This window comes from Viridibacillus sp. KH_047, from assembly GCF_057838945.1.
Genome location: NZ_CM174479.1, coordinates 1,554,837 through 1,576,000, shown reverse-complemented (window position 1 = coordinate 1,576,000; position 21,164 = coordinate 1,554,837). Strand labels below are relative to the sequence as shown.

General features: G+C 34.1%; 25 protein-coding genes and 1 pseudogene. 6 read left to right on the top strand and 20 right to left on the bottom strand.

From position 1 onward, the window contains the following. Positions 1–323: 323 nt before the first annotated feature. The 7 genes from AC3IS5_RS07935 to AC3IS5_RS07905 all read right to left on the bottom strand — a co-directional run bounded on the left by AC3IS5_RS07935 (position 324) and on the right by AC3IS5_RS07905 (position 4,625). Positions 324–854, bottom strand: coding sequence for a GNAT family N-acetyltransferase (locus AC3IS5_RS07935; protein WP_489427302.1), 531 nt, complete (start codon positions 852–854; stop codon positions 324–326). Between the two features lie 291 nt (positions 855–1,145). After that, positions 1,146–1,688, bottom strand: coding sequence for a ribonuclease FAU-1 family protein (locus AC3IS5_RS07930; protein WP_489427301.1), 543 nt, complete (start codon positions 1,686–1,688; stop codon positions 1,146–1,148). A gap of 104 nt (positions 1,689–1,792) precedes the next feature. Next, positions 1,793–2,257, bottom strand: coding sequence for an NUDIX hydrolase (locus AC3IS5_RS07925; RefSeq protein ID WP_489427300.1), 465 nt, complete (start codon positions 2,255–2,257; stop codon positions 1,793–1,795). Between the two features lie 44 nt (positions 2,258–2,301). Beyond that, entirely contained in the window at positions 2,302–2,832 is a 531-nt protein-coding gene (locus tag AC3IS5_RS07920; protein WP_489427299.1) for a hypothetical protein, read from the bottom strand. Between the two features lie 39 nt (positions 2,833–2,871). Further along, positions 2,872–3,534, bottom strand: a complete 663-nt coding sequence (locus tag AC3IS5_RS07915) for an HAD family hydrolase (protein ID WP_489427298.1) — start codon at positions 3,532–3,534, stop codon at positions 2,872–2,874. Positions 3,535–3,587: 53 nt separating this feature from the next. Next, the gene (locus AC3IS5_RS07910; protein WP_489427297.1) at positions 3,588–3,803 is read right to left on the bottom strand and encodes a hypothetical protein; all 216 of its coding nucleotides are present in this window, start codon (positions 3,801–3,803) and stop codon (positions 3,588–3,590) included. Positions 3,804–3,827: 24 nt separating this feature from the next. Then, positions 3,828–4,625 (bottom strand): GNAT family N-acetyltransferase, encoded by a 798-nt coding sequence (locus AC3IS5_RS07905; protein WP_489427296.1) that lies wholly within the window; start codon positions 4,623–4,625, stop codon positions 3,828–3,830. A 125-nt stretch (positions 4,626–4,750) separates the two neighbouring features. Between AC3IS5_RS07905 and AC3IS5_RS07900 the strand changes: the two genes are divergently transcribed. Further along, positions 4,751–5,773, top strand: coding sequence for a DUF2332 domain-containing protein (locus AC3IS5_RS07900; RefSeq protein ID WP_489427295.1), 1,023 nt, complete (start codon positions 4,751–4,753; stop codon positions 5,771–5,773). Between the two features lie 147 nt (positions 5,774–5,920). On the opposite strand, the gene AC3IS5_RS07895 is transcribed toward AC3IS5_RS07900, so the two are convergent. Then, on the bottom strand, positions 5,921–6,385 hold the full coding sequence (locus AC3IS5_RS07895) for an SMI1/KNR4 family protein (protein WP_489427294.1): 465 nt from the start codon (positions 6,383–6,385) through the stop codon (positions 5,921–5,923). Positions 6,386–6,710: 325 nt separating this feature from the next. On the opposite strand from AC3IS5_RS07895, the gene AC3IS5_RS07890 reads away from it, so the two are divergent. Then, positions 6,711–6,911: a hypothetical protein gene (locus tag AC3IS5_RS07890; RefSeq protein WP_489427293.1), complete on the top strand. Its 201-nt coding sequence runs from the start codon at positions 6,711–6,713 to the stop codon at positions 6,909–6,911. Between the two features lie 156 nt (positions 6,912–7,067). Next, the gene (locus AC3IS5_RS07885) at positions 7,068–7,451 is read left to right on the top strand and encodes a MarR family winged helix-turn-helix transcriptional regulator (protein ID WP_489427292.1); all 384 of its coding nucleotides are present in this window, start codon (positions 7,068–7,070) and stop codon (positions 7,449–7,451) included. Between the two features lie 385 nt (positions 7,452–7,836). Here the strand turns inward: AC3IS5_RS07885 and AC3IS5_RS07880 are convergent, their stop codons facing one another. From AC3IS5_RS07880 to AC3IS5_RS07850, 7 genes are all read right to left on the bottom strand, one after another. Beyond that, on the bottom strand, positions 7,837–8,259 hold the full coding sequence (locus AC3IS5_RS07880; protein ID WP_489427291.1) for an NUDIX hydrolase: 423 nt from the start codon (positions 8,257–8,259) through the stop codon (positions 7,837–7,839). 110 nt (positions 8,260–8,369) lie between these two features. Continuing rightward, the gene (locus AC3IS5_RS07875) at positions 8,370–8,681 is read right to left on the bottom strand and encodes an RNHCP domain-containing protein (protein WP_489427290.1); all 312 of its coding nucleotides are present in this window, start codon (positions 8,679–8,681) and stop codon (positions 8,370–8,372) included. Positions 8,682–9,234: 553 nt separating this feature from the next. Further along, positions 9,235–9,813: a YitT family protein gene (locus AC3IS5_RS07870; protein WP_489427289.1), complete on the bottom strand. Its 579-nt coding sequence runs from the start codon at positions 9,811–9,813 to the stop codon at positions 9,235–9,237. A 368-nt stretch (positions 9,814–10,181) separates the two neighbouring features. Then, positions 10,182–11,498, bottom strand: a complete 1,317-nt coding sequence (locus AC3IS5_RS07865; RefSeq protein ID WP_489427288.1) for a hemolysin family protein — start codon at positions 11,496–11,498, stop codon at positions 10,182–10,184. An 878-nt stretch (positions 11,499–12,376) separates the two neighbouring features. Then, positions 12,377–12,853, bottom strand: coding sequence for a GNAT family N-acetyltransferase (locus tag AC3IS5_RS07860; RefSeq protein WP_489427287.1), 477 nt, complete (start codon positions 12,851–12,853; stop codon positions 12,377–12,379). A gap of 209 nt (positions 12,854–13,062) precedes the next feature. Then, positions 13,063–14,520 carry a serine hydrolase domain-containing protein gene (locus AC3IS5_RS07855; protein WP_489427286.1) on the bottom strand — a complete coding sequence of 486 codons (1,458 nt, stop codon included), beginning with the start codon at positions 14,518–14,520 and terminating at the stop codon, positions 13,063–13,065. An 87-nt stretch (positions 14,521–14,607) separates the two neighbouring features. Next, positions 14,608–14,769, bottom strand: coding sequence for a sensor histidine kinase (locus AC3IS5_RS07850; RefSeq protein ID WP_489427285.1), 162 nt, complete (start codon positions 14,767–14,769; stop codon positions 14,608–14,610). A gap of 429 nt (positions 14,770–15,198) precedes the next feature. On the opposite strand from AC3IS5_RS07850, the gene AC3IS5_RS07845 reads away from it, so the two are divergent. Then, a complete protein-coding gene (locus AC3IS5_RS07845; RefSeq protein ID WP_489427280.1) occupies positions 15,199–16,401 on the top strand; it encodes an IS110 family RNA-guided transposase in 1,203 nt (400 codons plus the stop codon). 186 nt (positions 16,402–16,587) lie between these two features. On the opposite strand, the gene AC3IS5_RS07840 is transcribed toward AC3IS5_RS07845, so the two are convergent. The 5 genes and pseudogenes from AC3IS5_RS07840 to AC3IS5_RS07820 form a co-directional block, all read right to left on the bottom strand. Then, the gene (locus AC3IS5_RS07840; RefSeq protein WP_053415580.1) at positions 16,588–16,797 is read right to left on the bottom strand and encodes a DUF6440 family protein; all 210 of its coding nucleotides are present in this window, start codon (positions 16,795–16,797) and stop codon (positions 16,588–16,590) included. Positions 16,798–16,928: 131 nt separating this feature from the next. Next, complete coding sequence (locus tag AC3IS5_RS07835) at positions 16,929–17,417, bottom strand: hypothetical protein (protein ID WP_489427284.1); 489 nt, start codon at positions 17,415–17,417, stop codon at positions 16,929–16,931. Positions 17,418–17,572: 155 nt separating this feature from the next. After that, positions 17,573–18,037, bottom strand: coding sequence for a DUF2691 family protein (locus tag AC3IS5_RS07830; protein ID WP_489427283.1), 465 nt, complete (start codon positions 18,035–18,037; stop codon positions 17,573–17,575). 29 nt (positions 18,038–18,066) lie between these two features. Continuing rightward, positions 18,067–18,249 (bottom strand): annotated as a pseudogene (locus tag AC3IS5_RS07825) (IS1595 family transposase); the annotation flags it as partial. A 156-nt stretch (positions 18,250–18,405) separates the two neighbouring features. Beyond that, a complete protein-coding gene (locus AC3IS5_RS07820) occupies positions 18,406–18,687 on the bottom strand; it encodes a DUF4190 domain-containing protein (RefSeq protein ID WP_489427282.1) in 282 nt (93 codons plus the stop codon). A gap of 417 nt (positions 18,688–19,104) precedes the next feature. Between AC3IS5_RS07820 and AC3IS5_RS07815 the strand changes: the two genes are divergently transcribed. Both AC3IS5_RS07815 and AC3IS5_RS07810 read left to right on the top strand, forming a co-directional pair. Continuing rightward, a complete protein-coding gene (locus AC3IS5_RS07815) occupies positions 19,105–19,305 on the top strand; it encodes a cold-shock protein (RefSeq protein WP_489425813.1) in 201 nt (66 codons plus the stop codon). Positions 19,306–19,728: 423 nt separating this feature from the next. Continuing rightward, positions 19,729–20,964, top strand: coding sequence for an IS110 family RNA-guided transposase (locus tag AC3IS5_RS07810; RefSeq protein ID WP_489427281.1), 1,236 nt, complete (start codon positions 19,729–19,731; stop codon positions 20,962–20,964). The last annotated feature ends 200 nt before the right edge of the window (positions 20,965–21,164 follow it).

The following is a 21,164-nucleotide window of genomic DNA, read 5'->3' as shown; positions in this document are numbered from 1 at the left end:
GTGTTGAACAAGCTGCTATAAACATCAGCCAAAAGCAAATGCAACACAACCCTAATATAACTGCCCAATCATACTTCGGAGCTATCTTAAATACCGAAATCATATATAGTAATGCAACAGAAAAACTAGCCCACAAAATACCTTTTTGGCTTATCGTTGCTTGAAGACAAAAAAAATACCATAGTAATAATTACACGTAAATAAAAATTCATAATTTACCTACATTTTTAGTGATTAGGTTAATGTTAACAAAAAAGGAATGTAATAAATAGGTATAAAAAAATAGCCTATACTTTTAAAAAGTATAGGCTATTGAAATCAACTCAATCTGTTTTCAATTTAGAATATAAATTAAGGTCGATAAATTTTCCATTAGATTTTTCGGATTGTCTTAGTGTTCCTTCGAATACAAAGTTTAACTTTTGCAAAACCTTTATGGAATTTATATTTTCAGGTTCTACTTTTGCTTCGATTCTATTTAACTCTAAAGACCTAAATGCATAATCTAACAAAGCACTGATTGCTTCAGTGGCATATCCCTTACCCCAAAACGATTTAGCGAGGTCATAACCGATTTCCACTTTGGCATTTTCAAAATCTATGGAGTTAAAACCACATGAACCGATAATTTTATTAGATTCTAACTCAATGATCGCGTAACGTACAGCTTTGTCTTCTTGAGCCAATTCATCTAATAGTTCTATCATATCTTTTGCTTGGTTTTCATCAGTAAAGCTGCTGATATTCATGAATTTAGTAACATCTGGGTCAGACCAAATCCTAAATAAACTAGGAGAATCCGATACCTTCATTTTCCTTAATAATAATCTTTTTGTGTGTAGTTCTGTAATCAATACTTTTCCCTCCATTATGTTTTAGTACTTAGGTTAAAGTTATTGATATCTGCGCATAGTCCAGTCCCTTCAGTGTAAGATCTAATTTTATTATATAAAGTTTAGTTGGCTTATACAAATAGAAGTATACAGTAATATATTTTTAAGATAAAAGGTAAGAGCCTTGCTACTCTTTTCATGTAGCAAGGCTCTTACAGGTTACTTAATTTTGGGTTATTAAAACTCTAGCTTTTCAAAAATGCGATGTTAAAACCTTTGAGCCTAAAGGTGAATATATGATACAGCTCTCTGCTATAGATTTCCTTGCAATAAACACTCTCTATGTACATTACTTAATTTTATATATTTAAACGTATCATTCTGTAACTCTTCATAGATTGTATTAAAAGTAGAGAATGCTAAATCATATTGTTCTTTTGTAATCCAACCTTCATCTAATGCTTCTTCAATTTCTTCTAAATCTTTTTTTATTATTTCCCCTGTAGGTAAGACAATTAAATCTAAAAACAGGTCTTCCATATAAGGCACACCATTCTCGATACCATTATGAGTTGTAATATCTATATACCATTGTATAATTTCATTCGATTCATTAAACATTGTAGTAATTGCAAAATGTTCATTCTCAGGAAGTTGTTGAAGCCAAGAATATCCATTGTCGACAATACATATTTTCTTGTTACAATGGTATGTCCATAAGGGTTCTTTTACTTTGTTTAAAGTTAATAAAGCAATATTTCCTGAAAAACTTGTATCAGAAATATATAATTGTTTGAATTCACGCTCTAAGATTCTTGTCCAATCTTCTCTAGTTACAAATCGTTTTTTTAACAATGGTAGCTCACTCTTTTCTGCCCTATTATTAAATAATCGAACTCTGTAATATCAGCTAAATCATTTTCATTTGCGTATCGAATAAAAGCCACTACAGCCACCCCTTACACTTCATTTAATCCTAAGATCGATTCCTTGAATGGCATAATATATCCTCTATATTCATCAGGTAAAGTATCAGGTAATTGGTCGATTTTAAAATATTGTAAATCGACGGTTTCTACTAGGTCTTTGTTCATTTCAACTGTAATATTTCTCGTTATATAAACTGCGGTTACTGAATATACTTCATCACTATTTGCTACTTTACTATCATAACTTTCACCAGAAAATACACCCAACAATTGTAAATCATCAATAATAAAACCTGTCTCCTCTAACACTTCTCTTTTCGCTGTTTCTTCTAAACTCTCACCTTGCTCCATTAAACCACCGGGCAATTCCCAGACACCGTCCGATCTGTGTTGCAATAATAGCTCATTATTTTCATTCACTATAAGTACAACAGACCCTGGTAAGATTAATGGATGATTTTCAACTACTTTTCTGATTTCACTTACATAGCTCACATAATCCACTTCCTCTCATTTAATATAGCTTTGATAATTAAAGTTTATTTTTTCTTTGTTGGAAAGAACACGTAAGAGATGCTAATCAGCCCGTCTATTACTAAGACAACCGACCATAATTTCCAAACTTGATAAAGTGCTATTGTCTGCTCGTCTTTCCCTAGTATTAGCAGCATACCCCATAAAATTAAAGACCCTATGACATAGGCAATAATATGTTTTACAAACCCTAACGCCTCACGCTTTCCTTTTTCTTTCCCATATAATTTTTTAGGTCTTTCTCCTGTTTTTAATATAAACCTTTTAAATTGTTGATCTGCCCAATCGATCATTTGCTTTCCATAGGCAATGGATACACCTATATAAATAGCTGATAGTCCGTGAAAAGTATTTGCGGTTGCTCCATTTTTTAAATCTAACGCCGTCAGTACTATCAGTACGAGATCGATTAAGGGTGTTGCTGCAAATACCCAAATGCTTAAACGCTTTAATTTCAAAATATAGCGTAAAACTAAACCAGCTACAATTAATAGCCAAAAAGCAATTTCTGCTCCAATAATAAAATAAATAATCATTTCCTTACCCACTTCCTTGCAATAAATAAATGCATTAACTCAATTCTTTTCCAATTGCATAAGCAAATCGAAAACTTCTTCTAGTTTATCAATAATATGCTCGGATTTATACGACTCTATCAATTGATCTCTCTTCCAAATGCCTATCATTCCCACATCAATGGCTGCTTCTACATCGTTTGTTGGGTTATCACCAATAAAAACCGCCTCATTCGGAGACACCTGTAATTTAGCTAATGCATATTCAAAAATGTTCTTATCTGGCTTTTTCATTCCCACTTCTTCAGACACTACAATGACATCAAATAGATTTTCAATTCCGAGACCTCTAATATTCACGCGTTGAAAGCCAATTTTCCCATTCGTGACCATACCTAGCAGATACCCTTGTCTTTTTAATTCCTCTAAAACTTCTTTATATTTTGAAAAGCCTATTACAAAATATCGGAATCGCTCAGTATAATCGTTTAATAATTCTTCAGCAGATATATCCAACTTATTTTCTTCAATTAACCGAGCGTATACTTTATCTTTCCAAACATATCCTCTAGCATCTAGCTCTACAATTCTCTGAATCAATTGACCCTTATCAATATGCCCCCATACTAATTGGAACTTTTCATATTGGTCGTCCAAAAACGCAAGCAACGATGCATCTCGATTTAGAATCGTATCATCTAGGTCAAAAAGTATAGCTTTCATATACCCCTCCTGGAAGTTGTAGTTGATAATAGAGTTCTCCTTTGCCTATCTTTCTACTTACCACGTTTAAATAAATCGATAGCATGTGAAAATGCATAAGCAGATACTAAAAAGCTACAGATGATCCCTGACCAAAAGACCGGACTACTTAACTCAGGTATGAGTTTTTCTCCAAGCGGTCCCGTCCTTGGCTGATAGATATACCAAAATCGCCAAACGATTGTCAGGAATACTAATATTGAAAAAACCATTAAAAAGTATTTTTTCATTCCATTCACCTTTCAGTAACAATACTAGTTGTACTTATTGTAAATCGCCTTTGTATACACTAAATCCATCGCACTTTTCACCATATTAGCATGACTGATACTTTCGAACTTTGCTTCACTTGTCATATATATAGCCCCTTGTTTTAAGGCATACTGTGCTCTTGCTTTAATGAGCGCTTTTTGAATTCCTTGACCACGATATTCCGGCAGTGTAGTTGCAGCTGCTAATGTAGCGATATCATCCTGTATATATAGCACTGCAATTCCAACCATTTTGTCAGCTTTGACGGCTTTAAAGAATTGCCAGGCTTCAATCTCATACAAAATCTCATTATTTTGTTTCACGCCATCCGCGATGAATTCAGGTAACCCATAACCTTTAACATAGACTTCTGCAAAATCATTAAAGTCCTCTTTCTTTAACAACTGAATTTCGCAATTTATATGGTCCGAACTATTTGCTATTTCCTTAACATTTCCAATGAAAGATGCATGAAAACCCGTTTGAACAAATTCATGTTTACGTAATTCCTGAAACAACTCTTTACTCGCATTTTGCGGTGCCACCTCAATTTGAAAATCCATGTTTTGTTGTTTATACCAATCTACAATTTCAGATAAGTAGATATAGTCCTCCTCATTTATATTTCTTACAGTATTAAAGGCTGTCCCAGTTATACGTCGTACTTGAAAAGCAAGAGTCGAGCCAAATTGTTTCATTTGAGATCCCAATTCATTATTATTTTTGGACTTAAACGCATTTAATCGAGAAATTAAAGTATTATTTTCACTTAGCATGACAATGTCTGAAAGTTGTCTCATTAATTTCACCCTTTACATATGTATATTAAATTCTTTTACATGATTTAATTTACTTAAATGTGAATATTATGTATATTCATTATAACAGAATATACCATTAACTATTAAGATTGGACGGTGAAAATATGATCGTTTCAGAAAAAATCAGTCGTAATTTTACTAACTTTGCTGAAAAGGAATGTGTTGGGTCTAGCCGTTTATATGAATGTTTATCTTATGAAGTTGCTAAGGATGACGCTATATTAGAATTGTCTAGCCATATCCCACAAGATCAACCGAAACCGAATTTACTTTTTGCTAGTGTACAATATTTACTAAATAATTCAAGTTCAGCAATGTTACGCTCTTATTATCCAAACTTTGTATCGAATGCAAAAAATCCAGAAGAAGCCTTTCCCCATTTCAAAGCTTTTTGCCTAGAACATTGGGAGTCATTAATATCTTTGTTTCAAACAAAACTAGTACAAACCAATGAAGTTAGACGATGCGCTTACCTTTATCCTATTTTCACTGAAATTTATGCTAAGCACAAAACACCCTTAACACTGATTGAAATAGGTACAAGTGCAGGACTTCAACTTGGATTAGATCAATATGCTTATCAATATAATGAAGGTAACATTTATGGGGAAATCGATTCTAACGTACTTATAGATTCTACTAATAAAGGGGAAGCTTTACCAGAATCCATTAAAACACCTCCAGTTATCGGTAAAAGAATTGGTATCGATTTACACACAAATAACGTGAAAAATGAAGACGATGTGGAATGGTTAAACGCTCTAATTTGGCCCGAACATACAGAGCGCCGCAAATTATTTAACGCAGCGACAGATGTTATTCAAAATTTAGAAATCGAACTAATAGACGGCAATGCCGTGGAATTATTAGAAGACATTGTAAAGCAAGTAGATGAAGATTCTATCATTTGCGTGTTCCACACCCATGTTGCAAATCAAATACCTTTAGTGCAAAAAGAGCAACTGGTGAAAAATCTGAAGACTATTAGTCAAGAAAGAGAAATATATCATATATACAACAATCTATTTGATGCAGATTTGCACCGCGATTATTTTTATAAAGAAATCTGTGAAGAACATATATTTGAGCGTCCTGATGGTCATACACGTTGGTTTACATGGAGCTAAATACAAGACAAAGAGGAACTGTATGATTAGACAGTTCCTCTTTGTCCGTAAATTTCAGTTTTAATTTATAATTAATCCATAATAATGCGTTATAGAATGCTTATTTGCTCTTTATAGAGAATAATAAATAATCAATTATTTCTTGTTTTACAAATCATCACAGACTATCTCATATAAAAACTCGCCAAAGTTATCTGCAATCGCATCATATTCTAGACCCATTCCTATAGCTGGCATATAAGAAACAATCTCAGGTTCACCAGCTTTTATTTGATTGAAATCCAAACAGAACAGTTCGCCATTCCCCGGATTATAAATAACTAAGAGATTACTAGGTAAGCCAATTTCTTTTCTCAATGTTAATGTATAATTAATACCATTTAACATGGAAGGAATCTCGAAATCATCACTAGAAATACCCAAAATTTTAACACCTGCAAAGATTCCTGCACCAAATGTTTCTAAGAAATTTCTATACGATCCTATTATTTCTAATCCTAAAACTTTCTCTATTTTCTCAAGTAAATTACTTGGTTGAGGTCCTACAAAACTAGCTATTTCTTCTCCAGTTAATATTAACTCTTTAGCAGCTTCATACGATGATAATCTCATTTTCTATCATCCCCCACCAATTTATAGTCTCTCATTAATTTTATATTTAATATATTCTATGCAGCATTTAGTATATTCACTACTTGTTTTAAAGAAAATTTTTCACTGTATAGAAATTCACTTATTGATAAAGTTTTTTCTTATTTATTTATTTTTCTTCAAAGTGGTTTAAGTAACCAGTAAACAAACAGAGCTAATTAATATTATGAATGTAAACCCAATAAGCTCCACTTTTTTGATAACCTTAATACCCAATTATTGAATCCTCAATAAAAAACAGGTGACTTCTCAGTTGAAACTAAACAAACTGGAAATTGACCTATGAATGTTTATCTTTATTTTACTAATAGCAATGCCTGCACTTGCTGTACCTGTAATGGAAGTTACAACACTTAGTCCCGTAGTTTCTACACTAAATACCATTATTAATCTATCTCCTGCACTCACTGGGACATTAATATTTGAAAGAACAGCATTTAATGTATGGACTTTTTTACCTACCATCCTAATTATGTTGAATCAATGAATTCCCTATATTCCCCCTACATCATTAGATCTAAATCAATAGTATTTGACACTGCAAATCATCTAATTTATTATTAGTTAGAATTCTAATTAATTGGAGTGATTAGTTATTAAAGACGTAACATTTCAACATCAATTCCGTACAATTGGTCATAGAATGAAAACAATTGGGGATAAAAAACTAGAAACTTATAATTTAACTATAGAGCAGGCTCGTTTCATCGATTATCTATTCCAGCATGAAGATGAGGGTATCTCACAAAAGGATATGGAACGTGCTTTCCAACGAAAAGGCTCATCCATTAGTAGCATTGTACATAATTTAGAGAAAAAGGGTTTTATCGAAAGAAAAGTAGATATGAAGGATGAACGTAGAAGAATCATTCATGTACTGCCTAAAGGTAAAAATCTGGTTGAAGATTTCAATGATTTTTTCAAAGAAATGGAAAATACTATGGTAAACGGTCTTGATGATAAGGAAAAAGATGCTTTATCCACCATGTTAGATAAAGTTATCCATAACCTTGATTATAAAAGCTGATTAATGTCAGCTTTTATAATTATTTAGTTAGATACCTAACTAAATGAATTCAAACGTTATACTAATTTTGAACAAGGTGATTATAGATGGTCAAGGAAAACCTGCATTTATCGTGGCTTCTATACAGGGATTAATCCTTATCCTAATTCTATTTTTAGCTAACAATTATGCAGAATTCCACGGGGTTATTTGGTCATTATTCATAGCCGACTTCATTAGTTGTATTTGGGGGATCTCGTGTTATTTCTTCTTAGAAATAAGTTAACTTTTTCACTAGATGAGATATCTAAAAATCAATGCGTGAGTGAAGGAAGCATGCTCTTATGACTAATAAAATATCCTATTACCTCGTAATCTTAAAAAGCACATAATTAAACAGTATGTATCAATGCCATTCATTCAAGGAAAAAACATGATTTTTCTCAAAATCAGTAATGATTTCGGGTGCTAATAACAACTTCGCTTGCTCTTTTGTTGACCAATGATAAGCAATATGTTTTTTGGACAAAACTATTTTTTCTTCTACAGCTCTACATAAGTAAGCTAAAATAACTACTTGCCTTGTTGCAATAGTTTTAAAAGTAGTGGCATATAAAATATTCAAGACAGTGGCATCTATACCTACTTCCTCTTTTATTTCTCGCACTAATGCCGCTTCTAAATCTTCTCCGAACTTTACTTCTCCCCCAACACATTCCCAAGTACCCCCACCAACTTCATCATCATGATTTCGTTGGACAATCAATAATTTCCCTTCTTTTAAAACAATACCTTTAACAGCTACTATAATTTCATTTTCGTTTGTCATTTTTATCACCCTTCTTAGCTAATAAATAAAAGGATATTCTATTCAGAATATCCTTTTATCTGCTCAGTATTATTTATACTGATTAAAAAACTTTGAACATAGTAAATTTATTAAACCACCGACTTCATAAAAGAAATAAGCTGATCTTCTTGAGTCGTATTTATTGCTACTTTATTTTTACCTACCTTACCACATTGTACACATTCATGAATCAGTTGGTACCCTTTCTTACTCGAGTATTCCATACCGATAGGAGCCATTAATCCCCTACATACACTTGCACGGTCACCTGGCTTTTCATCCATATGCTTTGAATATAAGCAGTACGGACAATGATTGCGAAAGCTCCCGTTTGTTAATGGTTCAATTTGTGCGCCACATTGCCCACATTGAAATGCTGTATTTTCTGTTTTTCTGCTCACGTGCCATTCCTCCAAGATGTTATTTTCATCTATGGAGAAAGGGTTCCGTTCGTTTTTACTACAAATTGTAGCTTCAGGCTTTTGTAAGAAATGGACCCATTCACCGCCTCGATTTACGAAGCGATTACTTCTAGTTCCTGCTTCACTTGAGCTTTTTTCATCTCAAGATCCGGACCTCGATTGACTTTATGTATTTGTATCAACCACTGTAGGACAGGCAACGCCACCCTCCACTAGTAGGTGTTCTCTTACAATCACTGACTAAGGCATCGTCCCCTAAACAGCACGTTCACTTTTAATAATGGTTTTCAAAATACCACTCCAACTCTCACTATGTTCAAAGTATTCAATTTAATTATAACAGATTCATGTAATTTTTTACCCGCACCAATTACAATAACTTTATATTTCCACAAGATCTTACCAATTAAAAAGGAACCAAATTTGGTCCCTTAGCTGCTCAAAATAGATTTTTTATTTTCGTTTATTTTTATAGCTACACCCTAAGTTATTAAACAATTATGTAAATATCGCACTCAAATTGTACTGCTGCTCAAGTATGTGTGAGATTTTTTGTAAAAAAACTTGTAGTCATCCCTACAACAAGTATCGTGATGATAGAAAGGAAAAAAGTATCATAAGAAAGTAATAGCCCCCCCATTAAAATAACAAATGAATCAATGATGAATATTAGAATCCCAACATTTACTCCTGTTTTATCACTTAAAAACTGCGCTATTAAATCTGTACCACCTGCACTTGTCTTAAACCTTAACATTAAACCAATACCAAGACCTATAAAAACTCCCCCTATTATCGAACTGTAAAGGGGATCAATATGTACAAGATAATCAAAGGGCTCTAAAATATCTATAAAAAAGGAGGAAACAAGCAGACCATGTAAACTATTATAGAAGTAATCTCTATAGTAAATCCATGCAATAATAAATATAGGAATACTTAGAAGTATTATGATAAAACCAGTCTGTAGTCCCCATAAATAATTTGATATTAAACCGATTCCAATAATTCCTCCATCTAATACCTCATACGGAGCTAAGAATAGATTAATTCCTAAGGATACTAAAATACTCCCAATAACTATAACAATACTTTTTTTTATAAAATACATATAATTCCCCCAAGAGTTGAACATGTAAATACTTTATGCAAAAAATTAATTAAAAATGTAAATCTAGAGGCTTAGTTAATTTATTGTAAACATGATTATGACAATGATTAGGGTATATTACATTTGCAGTATTTGATAATTTAAATATTAGGTTTTAAGTTTTCATATTAAATTAAATGGCTACTTTTTTATTTTTTTCTTTGTTCAAATATTCGGCTGCAAACAAAAGAATCCATTTCGGCATAAACTAGTGGCCAAAATGGATTCTTTTTTCTTGATATTGCATTCAGTTATTTATATGATATTGATTGTTTTCTTCTTGAACATAAAATTCTAAGAGCTGGATCAGTAATTACTAATTCTTGGTTTTACGAGGAAGTAACTTCACTCAGTAATTTTAGAGATACTTGCAAAATCTGATGGTTATCGCTTTTTGCGATTTTCCATTGTTGATTTTCTCGATAAATTGGTACTTGCTTACCGTCTGCTTGCAACATTTCTGCTTGTATCCACCCACCGATTGTATCAACATTATACGTATTTTCAAATGTGATATTAAATCGTTCCTCTAATTCATCTAATAGGACACGACCATTAATCAGATATTCATTTCCTCCATTATCAATAATATCTGGAATTTCATCATCATCAAATTCATCGCGGATTTCACCAACGATTTCCTCTAGAATATCTTCCATTGAAATGATACCCGAAGTGCCGCCAAACTCATCAATAACTATTACGATATGAATTTGATCCTTCTTCATTTTCAAAAGTACATCTTGTAAGCGTGCTGTTTCAAGAATAAACGGTATTTTATGAATATGCTCTTCTAATGTTGTTTCCTTACCAAGTGCATATTTCGTTACCATTTCTTTTGTATTTACTACACCAATAATTTTATCTTTATTCCCATTTTCTGTTATAGGATATCTTGTAAAGTGATGCTCATCAATTATTTGTAGAATTTCTTCTTTTTCCATTACACTATCTAAAACAACCATCTGAGTACGTGGAATCATGATATCTTTTGCTACGCGCTCATCAAATGCAAAAATATTCTGCATGTATGTTAGTTCAGTTTGATTGATCTCTCCACTTTGGAAGCTCTGCGTCATAATAATCTGCAGCTCTTCTTCGGAATGGGCCTGTTCATGACTTGCAGGTTTAACACCGACTAATCGAAGTAAGGCACGAGAAGTTCCATTCATGAACCAGATGAGCGGGAAGAATATTTTACCAAAGGCAACTAATGATGGGGCAAGTAGTAACGTCAGACGTTCAGCATACTGAATCGCCAATGTTTTCGGTGCAAGCTCCCCTAATACAACATGAAGCAATGTCATGATCATTAGCGCAAGAGCGTAAGAAGCTACAGTTGACATAGCTGCTGGTATCCCGAAGTAATCAAAGACAGGATGCAGCAGTTTCTCTACTGTAGGCTCTCCGAGAGTACCTAACCCTAAAGCCGTTACAGTTATACCAAGCTGACAAGCCGATAAATAATAATCTAAATCTGAAACAATTTTTTTAGCAGCGACCGCTCTTTTATTTCCTTCTTCAATTAGCTGATCAATTCGTGACATTCGTACTTTAATAACAGCAAACTCTGATGCTACAAAGAAAGCCGTTAGTATGATTAAGATGGTAATAAATATTAAATTCGTAATGATTGTTATGTCCAATTATTTCCCTTTAAAAAGGGATTCACCTCCGTGATGATATATGACTAAGATAATTTTGAACAATGGACACTAACTAATAGTTAATACTGAGCAAAACTACATTTCTAATTTTGAATTGCCCTTTCAAGTATTAAGTCTACTTTACGCTTTTTTATATCACTTATTCGTTATATTATTGAGTATTGTTTTTTACTTAATAGTTTACATGTTTTTAAATGTATACTTAGAATATAGACAATATAAAGAAAGCGAGCGTCGTAATCCATCGTATTCAATATTTGTTTATTTAGTTTAGCAACGTGGAAAATTTTAAATATCGCCTTCCCAATAGTCTCACCTCTTTCAAAGTATGATTTATTCTATCACATTGGAGAATTATCTAACTATTAATATGCCTTTATTTTATAAAATACTGTTAAATATTTTGCAATAGATTGTAACATTTTTAGTTTTGTATAAATCTACAGCATAAAAAAAGAACCTTTTGTAGTTTGAATACAAAGGGTTCTTTTCTTAAATAAGAGGGCTACGGTTGGTTTAGAATAAAGTTTGATTATAAATCACTCTAATCCTTTGATTTCACAGCATATAAAAGCTATCGTTTTGAATAAAGATTGATCAAAACAATAGCTTTCTTTTATTTTTAAGAACTGTTTTTTATAAAAAAGATTGATTATTTTAAATCTCCTTATTCCACTGAAGCCCCCGTTAGTTGAATAAGAAAAAGAGATGCTTATCTAACAATCTCGCCCTTTTATGGAACATCGGTTTCCATTACATGTCTTTAAAGATATTGCAGAATCGTCTCGGTTAGTTCAATCATAAGGGCACAGAAATCGAAAAATTTAACGGTTCTCTCTTCATGGGGTGGCAGCAAATCAGAGTTGCAATACGGTTATAGGCTCGTTGTCGCAGATTTCGCCGTTGTCACGGAAGCCAAAGCTTTCATAAAGCTTTTTAGCTGTGAAGTTATCGGTTCCATATGGGATCCAGCAGTAACGTGCTGGCCCGGCTGGAAAGGTGCGTATAAATTCCAAGATTTTTTTCATGGCTTCCCGACCGTAGCCCCGGTTCTGGTATTGCTTGTCAATCATTAGTCGCAAGATGCAATAGCTGTTATCTACGATTGATGGGAGTTCGTATCCGGTGTTTCCATAAGTCAGCATAACAAAACCGACCGGCTGCTCATCCGCGTAAATGGCAAAAGGAAATGGATGTCCCCCATTGGTTGCAAGGACATAACACGAAGCCACGCTTGACAGATTGGACGCAACGAAGCGGCGTTGTTCTTCTGAAACCTCCAGGTTAAATATGGCACGGCGGTTTTCCAACGTAATTTTTCTAAGCTCAATCATGCACGGCTTCTCCCTTCATTATCAAAATTAGTATCTCAATCAATGATATTCATTTATTCCATTTCAACTTAGTAATTCAACATTAAAAATGTAAAATCCTTCTTGAGCTAACCTGCTCCTTTAGTTGAATAAGAAAAAAGAGCTATCTTAACAACTCCAATATCTTCCACTAAAGCACCCGTTACTTTAAGTAAAATTCTTCACAATCTTCAATTTTTAATTATCCTTATTCGATAATAGATTCTCAAAATTGTGAGTACCAATCCAATGATGAAAACGATCGCCAAAAAGATCATCGCAGCTGGCCAAAGACCGAATGCATCTATTATGGTTGAACTGTTATTTTTTAATGTTGGAACAACAAATAATAACCATCCGATACCCACGACAGGCACCAATTGCGGTATTAAACGCAGACAGAATCTCCAAGCTCGATGCTGTTTACGTTTATCCGTCCATATTTTACTTCTTAGTATGCCTCTGATTCCTAACATCAAGTAAATCAATGTGATCACACCAAGTGATAAATCAATTATTTTAGGTGTTGGAGATTTTAATTCGGGTTCATGTCCCTCAGTTAATTGTATAATTCCAGTGCTAATCTCATATGGATGTTCGAATGTAGTGGTGAAGCTATTGAGTAAAACTGCAACTGCATAGCCACTACTTGGAACGATATCTTGTTGAGATTGAAAAGTAGATTTTGAACCGCTATGAGAAATGCGAGCTGGCTTAATATTTGGAGAGCTAAGTGACCAGCCAAGTCCATATTTTTTAATTCCATATTGTGGTGAATATGACTCTTTCAGTAACTCTTGTGATATTAATTGTTCTCCTTTTTCATTTTTTCCCTCGTTAGTATGCATAGATAACCATTTTCCCATATCACTAGCTGTCGTAAAGATACTACCTGAACCACTGAGCATTTGTTCAAGCTCGGTCCATGGCATTGCCGTACCATATAACGAGACATATCCTCGAGGTATTTCTAATTTTTTCGCAATATCCCTAGAGTTAACAACTGAGATGGAGTCGTTCATGCCAAGCGGTGAGAACACATTCTGTGTTAGGTAATCATTAAACTCCATCCCACTATTTTTTTCTACTAAATATGCTAATGTCCAGTAGTTTGCATTACTATATAAATATTTTTCACCAGGACTGGATTGTAGTTTCCAATCATGAAGACGTCCTACACTTTCTTTTAAGGTATTCGATGGGGCTACAATAGTAGGATTTGGTAGTCCGGATGTATGACTCAACAGTTGACGTACAGTCACCTGTTCCCACCTCTCATCATCCAGTTTTAGTTCAGGAAGGTACTTTACAATAGGGTCATCCAGTTTAATCTTTCCTTCCTCAACCAATTGTAAAACAGCAAATGCAGTAAATGGCTTCGTACCAGAAGCAATACCCATAGTAGAATTTGCGCTCAGTGGATTTCCGTCAGAATCATGACCAAATCCTTTTTCATATAGTACCTTCCCATCCTTTACGATTACGATAGCTGCACCTGGCAGTCCGTTTTTTTCGATATAATTCGTAACATACTCATCAACCTTTGTTGTATTAAAAGATTCAGCAGCCCAGGCTGATAAAGGATCATACGACAAACCAAAAGAAATAATAAACATTAAAAGAAATATAAACCTTTTATTTTTGAACAAATTCTTTATCCCTTCTTCATTCAACTATTTAATCCCTCAACTGTCTTCCATTCGCAAAAGATGGATAATTTGCCCCATTAAGCTGACCTATAATTGTCCATTCATTTTTTCCATTAAGGTCTTCACAATCGACAAGCCTAATTCGGTACTTTTACCCGAACGAGATTGATTGGCAGTATAAAATCGGTCAAACATGCGGTGAAAATCTTCTTCCGTTAATGAACGTGCATCACAGTGCTTTTTGCCCATTCTCTCTAGTTTATTCTTTTCTTCTTTTGTTTGTTCGATCTTATGGCCTCTTGGCTTCTTTCAATAATATTATTCTTTAATATAGGGGATAATTCACTCTTAAACTAAACTGCCCAGTTAGTTCAATTAAGAAAAAAGAGCTGCATATGCAACTCAGTGATCTTCAAGTAAAGCACCCCGTTCGTATTATAAGGTCAGCCAGAGAAATCTGGTTGACTATTTTTTATTCAATTTATAGATTGATAGTAGCCGGGGTAGAACGGAAGCACCCGTGGGATTTAATCCCGACAACTAAACAGTTCGCCCTCTACTTGTTAACACATGATTAGGCTGGTTGGGACATAGTGATCCCGTATAACAAGCGAAGATATGAATAACAAGCTAGATAGAGGTTACCGGTCAATACAATACATGCGGAGGAGATAAACTATGAATCCAGTAGTTGGTCTGGATATCGCCAAAGGTGAAAGTCAGGTTCAAATGTTCTTGGATAAAAAAATACCCTATAAAAACAGTGTGAAGATTGAACATACGGTGGAAGGACTTGAAGAGTTACACTCTTATTTACTAGATTTAGAGCGTCAAACAGGATTAAAACCACCTGTTGTTTTGGAATCAACTGGTCATTATCATGCCCCAGTTGTACAGTTTTTAGAAGCTAGAGAATACATCGTCATTATCGTCAATCCACTCGTTTCATATCGAGCAAAAAGCTCTAACTTACGAAAAACTAAAACAGATGTAATTGATGCCTATCACTTAGGTGAATTGTATTACAAAGAGGATTTAGAGCCTCAGAAAAAGCGTGGTATTCAGCTTTTAAACCTTCGGCATCTGACAAGGCAACACGAAAATATGACGGGAATTATAGTTCAAACAAAGCTACAATTTCAAGCTGTATTAGATCAAGTATTCCCCGAGTATAAAGGAGTTTTTGGCGATTTATACGCTGAGATTTCATTAAGGACTTTACAGTCCTTCCCTACATCTGAATCAGTACTAGACGCAGGTGTAGAAGAGATTGCACAATTTATTAATAAGCATTGTAAAGCACGTTCGTTGAATTGGGCGTACGAAAGAGCTGAGCGATTAATCGAAGCTGCAGAACGTAACCCATTTCAGTCAACGCTTTATCAAAGCCTTCTTGTCAGTCTGAATATGTATATTGATTTACTTCAAGCGTACCGCCAACAACTTTCTACGTTAGAGCGCGAGATTGATCAATTGGCGGCACAACTCGAAGAATATGAATTAATCCAGTCACTTCCCGGTATAGGTGAAAAAATCGCGGCCACGATACTTTCAGAAATTGGGGAAATTGAGCGGTTTAATCATCCGAAAAAGTTAGTAGCCTTTGCGGGACTAGACCCCAGTGTGTTTGAATCAGGTCGCTTTAAAGGCACGAAAAATCACATTACTAAACGCGGCTCAGCTAGACTTCGCCATATGCTTTATACAGCTGTTCGCTGTTCGATTCGAGATAGTCGTAAAAAGAAAACAACAGATGAAACTATTGCACGAAATAAAAGATTACGAGCTTTCTACGATTTAAAACGCGAAGAAGGTAAGCCATATAAAGTAGCCATTATAGCTTGTGCTAATAAGCTTTTACACTGGATTTATGCGATTTAAAAAACGAAAACACCGTTCCAAGAAACTATTTAGCAACAGCATTTTCAAATAAAACAAAAACCTTCCACATTGAATGAGGAGGGTTATTTGTGTTGAACATTTTTAGTATAACATGAAGTGTTTTTCGATTTAAAATGATTTACTTGACATTCTATTAGCTGGTTTAGTTGAACAAGATAAAGTGTGTTATTCATTATTTGGTTTTATAACCGGTTTTCCATCCTTATCCAATAGCGGGGTAATTCCCCCTGCATATCCGCTCCAACTAAATAAATAGTGAATTCCTGTTTCTCTATCTACTATTATTCTGTTTCCATTAGCCACGCCATTTTCTGTAAAGATTTCTTCAAATCTCTTCTTTGAGCCTTTATTCTTCTCTGAGTCTTTATTAAACATTTTTTCGCCCCCATATTACTGAAATTTCAAATAACCCCTTTTTATATTACGATCTTAGCAGGTAATTATTACAAAAGTAGTAAAAAGGCAACGATTTTCTTGGAAACAGCACATTGTATTAACCTGCCCCGTTAGTTGAACAACACAGTTTTATTAAATGGAATTCCAAAATAGCTATACTTTATTATAACCTGATTGATTGCTTTACTATGAAAAACACTAATCCCATAGATTTCATCCTTTTTTGAAGCAGTGCCATCATCTAATTTTTTATAGGTAGCGGCAGGAGAAGTGTCTGCCTTAATTGATACATCCTCTAGATTCTTAAAACCATATTTTTTTGACTCATTATTATTATAATCATCCGTTATGATGAAACCTTGTAAAGCATTACTAACTTGTACTTTTGTTTTTGATGGCTTTTCATTATTATTTACTGATACTTCTAATATTTTCACTTCACGAAAGCCTTTATTACCAATTCCAATAACAACTGATTTATTACCAACAGCTGTACCAAGCGTACCTATTTCCAAAGGTGGATTAAATAGCACAAATGAATAAACACCACCAAAAGTTAATACTAAAATTAGAACAGTAACCCAATGTTTCTTCTTCAAATTTTCTCATCCTTTACAATTATTTCTCTTCCATTAACCTGCCCCATTAGTTGAAGAAGAAAAAAGATCTGCCTGAATAGCTCAACGATCTTCTACCAAAGCCACCGTTAGATGTTGAATATATAGACCTTTATGCGTGAAGTTCTTTTTTGTCATTACCACGCAGATAGCCTTGTTCTTGTATCGTTTTCATCGGTAATATATTTAACATCTTCAAATCCACATTCTGCTGCATTCTTGTATAGTAATTCGATTGTTTCCTTATTTTTGCAGTAGATGGTGACATAACCGCTATCGACCACTAATAGAACAAGCTCACATTGGCTTTCAATAAATTCTTCATAGGTCTCAATATCAGAAAATTCGCCTTCTGGATATGCTTGTAAGTCAGCGAAAATAATATAATACATATTGTTTTCTAATATGTTTTTGAGTTCTTCACCTTCAATTTCTTTTTTATCTTCTGAGTAAAGCTCTTTATCTAATTCATCATCAAGTACTATATATGACTCACCGTTACCAATTCGCCAACTGAAAACAGTTGTGTCAATTGGCTTTAGCACTTCTCCAAGTAAGTTTCCATATTCATTTGGAATTTCAAAGCTAATTCCTCTCTTCATAAAAACAACTCCCCCTGATTATTGTAAAACTAATCAGTTTGTTTAAATTTCATTATTCTTAGACTTTTATACGTTTCAATGGTTGAAAATAATGAACCTTCTACAATCACATCTAAGAAGTGAAACCAGCTCAAATAATTATCGAGGCATTTTGTAGCCACGCCATTAAATCTTTGTATCCAACCTTTTAATCGGCTGTGATAGTTATTAATATAACCTTATGTTTAAAAACTTTATAATTTTAACTCGAGCCAATAAAGTTTACAATAGCTTCTTGAACTAACCTGCCTCGTTAGTTCTATAAGAAAAAGGCTTAACTCCATATTGAAGTCAGCCTCATTAACTTGAAGAGAAAACATTTTAGTTTCTTAATTATTCCCTGAATTCGTTAATAGTGAAACTGATGCAATTGATAAAACTGTAAGTAAAATTAAAAGAATTTGAACACAGATTCCTATGATACTACAAACCTTACCTGAAATAGCCAAACCTTTTCCTTTTTCGCTTGTAAGGTCAATCTCCTTCATACTTTTAGATGACAAAATAATCCCGATAACACCTAGGATTAATCCAATAAAAGGTAAAGGTAAAAATATGGATAATATACCTAACACGAGCGATACAATAGATTTACTATTTGTTTCTCCCATTTTATCCTCCTATAAATAAAAGTGTTCTATTATTTAATTTATTACAAAAATCATAAACCTATTCCAAACACACGAACTGTTCCGTTACATAACTCTACTTATTTCTAACTACGTCGTCGTGTATCCCAAAATCCCTGCATATTCAACTAAACTGCCCCGTTAGCACAAGAAGCGACTGCTCTAATTGAACAATCGCCTCCATTCGTTTAAGTAGGATTATTCACAAACCAATAGCTGATTTTGTCACATTTTTTTAATATTTTTCTTACTCCTCCTAATTGAAATTTTTTTTGGATAATGCTATTTTATAAGAAAGTTATTTTTGACTTTACTAAGTTGCAAATCTGTGATTTTCGTCTTAAGTAATTGAGCAAGAATAGAAATAAAGAGCGGATTACGCAACGGAGGTTTTTTCTCATGGAAAAAGGTACAGTAAAATGGTTTAACTCAGAAAAAGGTTTTGGATTTATCGAACGTGAAGGTGGCGAAGATGTATTCGTACATTTCTCAGCTATCCAAAGCGAAGGATTCAAATCTTTAGAAGAAGGTCAACCAGTAACGTTTGAAGTTGAAGCAGGACAACGCGGTCCTCAAGCAACTAACGTTCAAAAAGGATAAGTAACTTTTTCCTAGAAAGAGGATGTAATTCTGTAATTTACAGAGTTGCATCCTTTTCTCTTTTTGCGAAAGAACTTTTAAAAAAACTCATTTATTCAACTAACCTGCCTCTTTAGTTGAATAAGAAAAAAGAGCTGTCTGAACAGCTCAAAGATCTTCCACTAAAGCACCCCGTTCGTATTATAAGGTCAGCCAGAGAAATCTGGTTGACTATTTTTTATTCAATTTATAGATTGATAGTAGCCGGGGTAGAACGGAAGCACCCGTGGGATTTAATCCCGACAACTAAACAGTTCGCCCTCTACTTGTTAACACATGATTAGGCTGGTTGGGACAAATAGATCCCGTATAACAAGCGAAGATATGAATAACAAGCTAGATAGAGGTTACCGGTCAATACACTACATGAGGAGGAGATGAACTATGAATCCAGTAGTTGGTCTGGATGTCGCCAAAGGTGAAAGTCAGGTTCAAATGTTCTTGGATAAAAAAATGCCCTATAAAAACAGTGTGAAGATTGAACATACGGTGGAAGGACTTGAAGAGTTACACTCTTATTTACTAGATTTAGAGCGTCAAACAGGATTAAAACCACCTGTTGTTTTGGAATCAACTGGCCATTATCATGCCTCAGTTGTACAGTTTTTAGAAACTAGAGAATACATTGTCATTATCGTCAATCCGCTCGTTTCATATCGAGCGAAAAGCTCTAGTTTACGAAAAACTAAAACAGATGCCATTGATGCCTACCACTTAGGTGAACTGTATTACAAAGAGGATTTAGAGCCTCAGAAAAAGCGTGGTATTCAGCTTTTAAACCTTAGGCATCTGACAAGGCAACACGAAAATATGACGGGAATTATGGTTCAAACAAAGCTACAATTCCAAGCTATATTAGATCAAGTTTCCCCTGAGTATAAAGGAGTTTTTGGTGATTTATACGCTGAGATTTCATTAAGGACTTTACAGTCCTTCCCTACATCTGAATCAGTACTAAATACAAGTGTAGAAGAGATTGCACAATTTATTGATAAGCATTGTAAAGCACGTTCGTATAAGTGGGCGTACGAAAGAGCTGAGCGATTAATCGCAGCTGCAGAACGTAACCCATTTCAGTCAACGCTTTATCAAAGCCTTCTTGTCAGTCTGAATATGTATATTGATTTACTTCAAGCGTACCGCCAACAACTTTCTACGTTAGAGCGTGAGATTGATCAATTGGCGGCACAACTCGAAGAATATGAATTAATCCAGTCACTTCCCGGTATAGGTGAAAAAATCGCAGCCACGATACTTTCAGAAATTGGGGAAATTGAGCGGTTTAATCATCCGAAAAAGTTAGTAGCCTTTGCGGGACTAGACCCAAGTGTGTTCGAATCAGGTCGCTTTAAAGGCACGAAAAATCACATTACCAAACGCGGCTCAGCTAGACTTCGCCACATGCTTTACACAGCCGTTCGTTGTTCAATTCGAGATAGCCGTAAAAAGAAAACAACAGATGAAACCATTGCACGAAATAAACGATTACGAGCCTTCTACGATTTAAAACGCGAAGAAGGTAAGCCGTATAAAGTAGCTATTATTGCTTGTGCTAATAAGCTTTTACACTGGATTTATGCGATTTTAAAAACGAAAACACCGTTCCAAGTAACTATTTAGCTACAGTATTTTCAAATAGAACAAAAACCTTCCACATTAATGAGGAGGGTTATTTGTGTTGTGCATTTTTAGTATAACATGAAGTGTTTTTCGATTAAAAATATTTTACTTGACTTTCTATTAGCTGGTTTAGTTGAATAAGAACAGAGACGCTTATTCAACAATCGCACCCGATTGTTGAATAACAGATTCAAATTTAT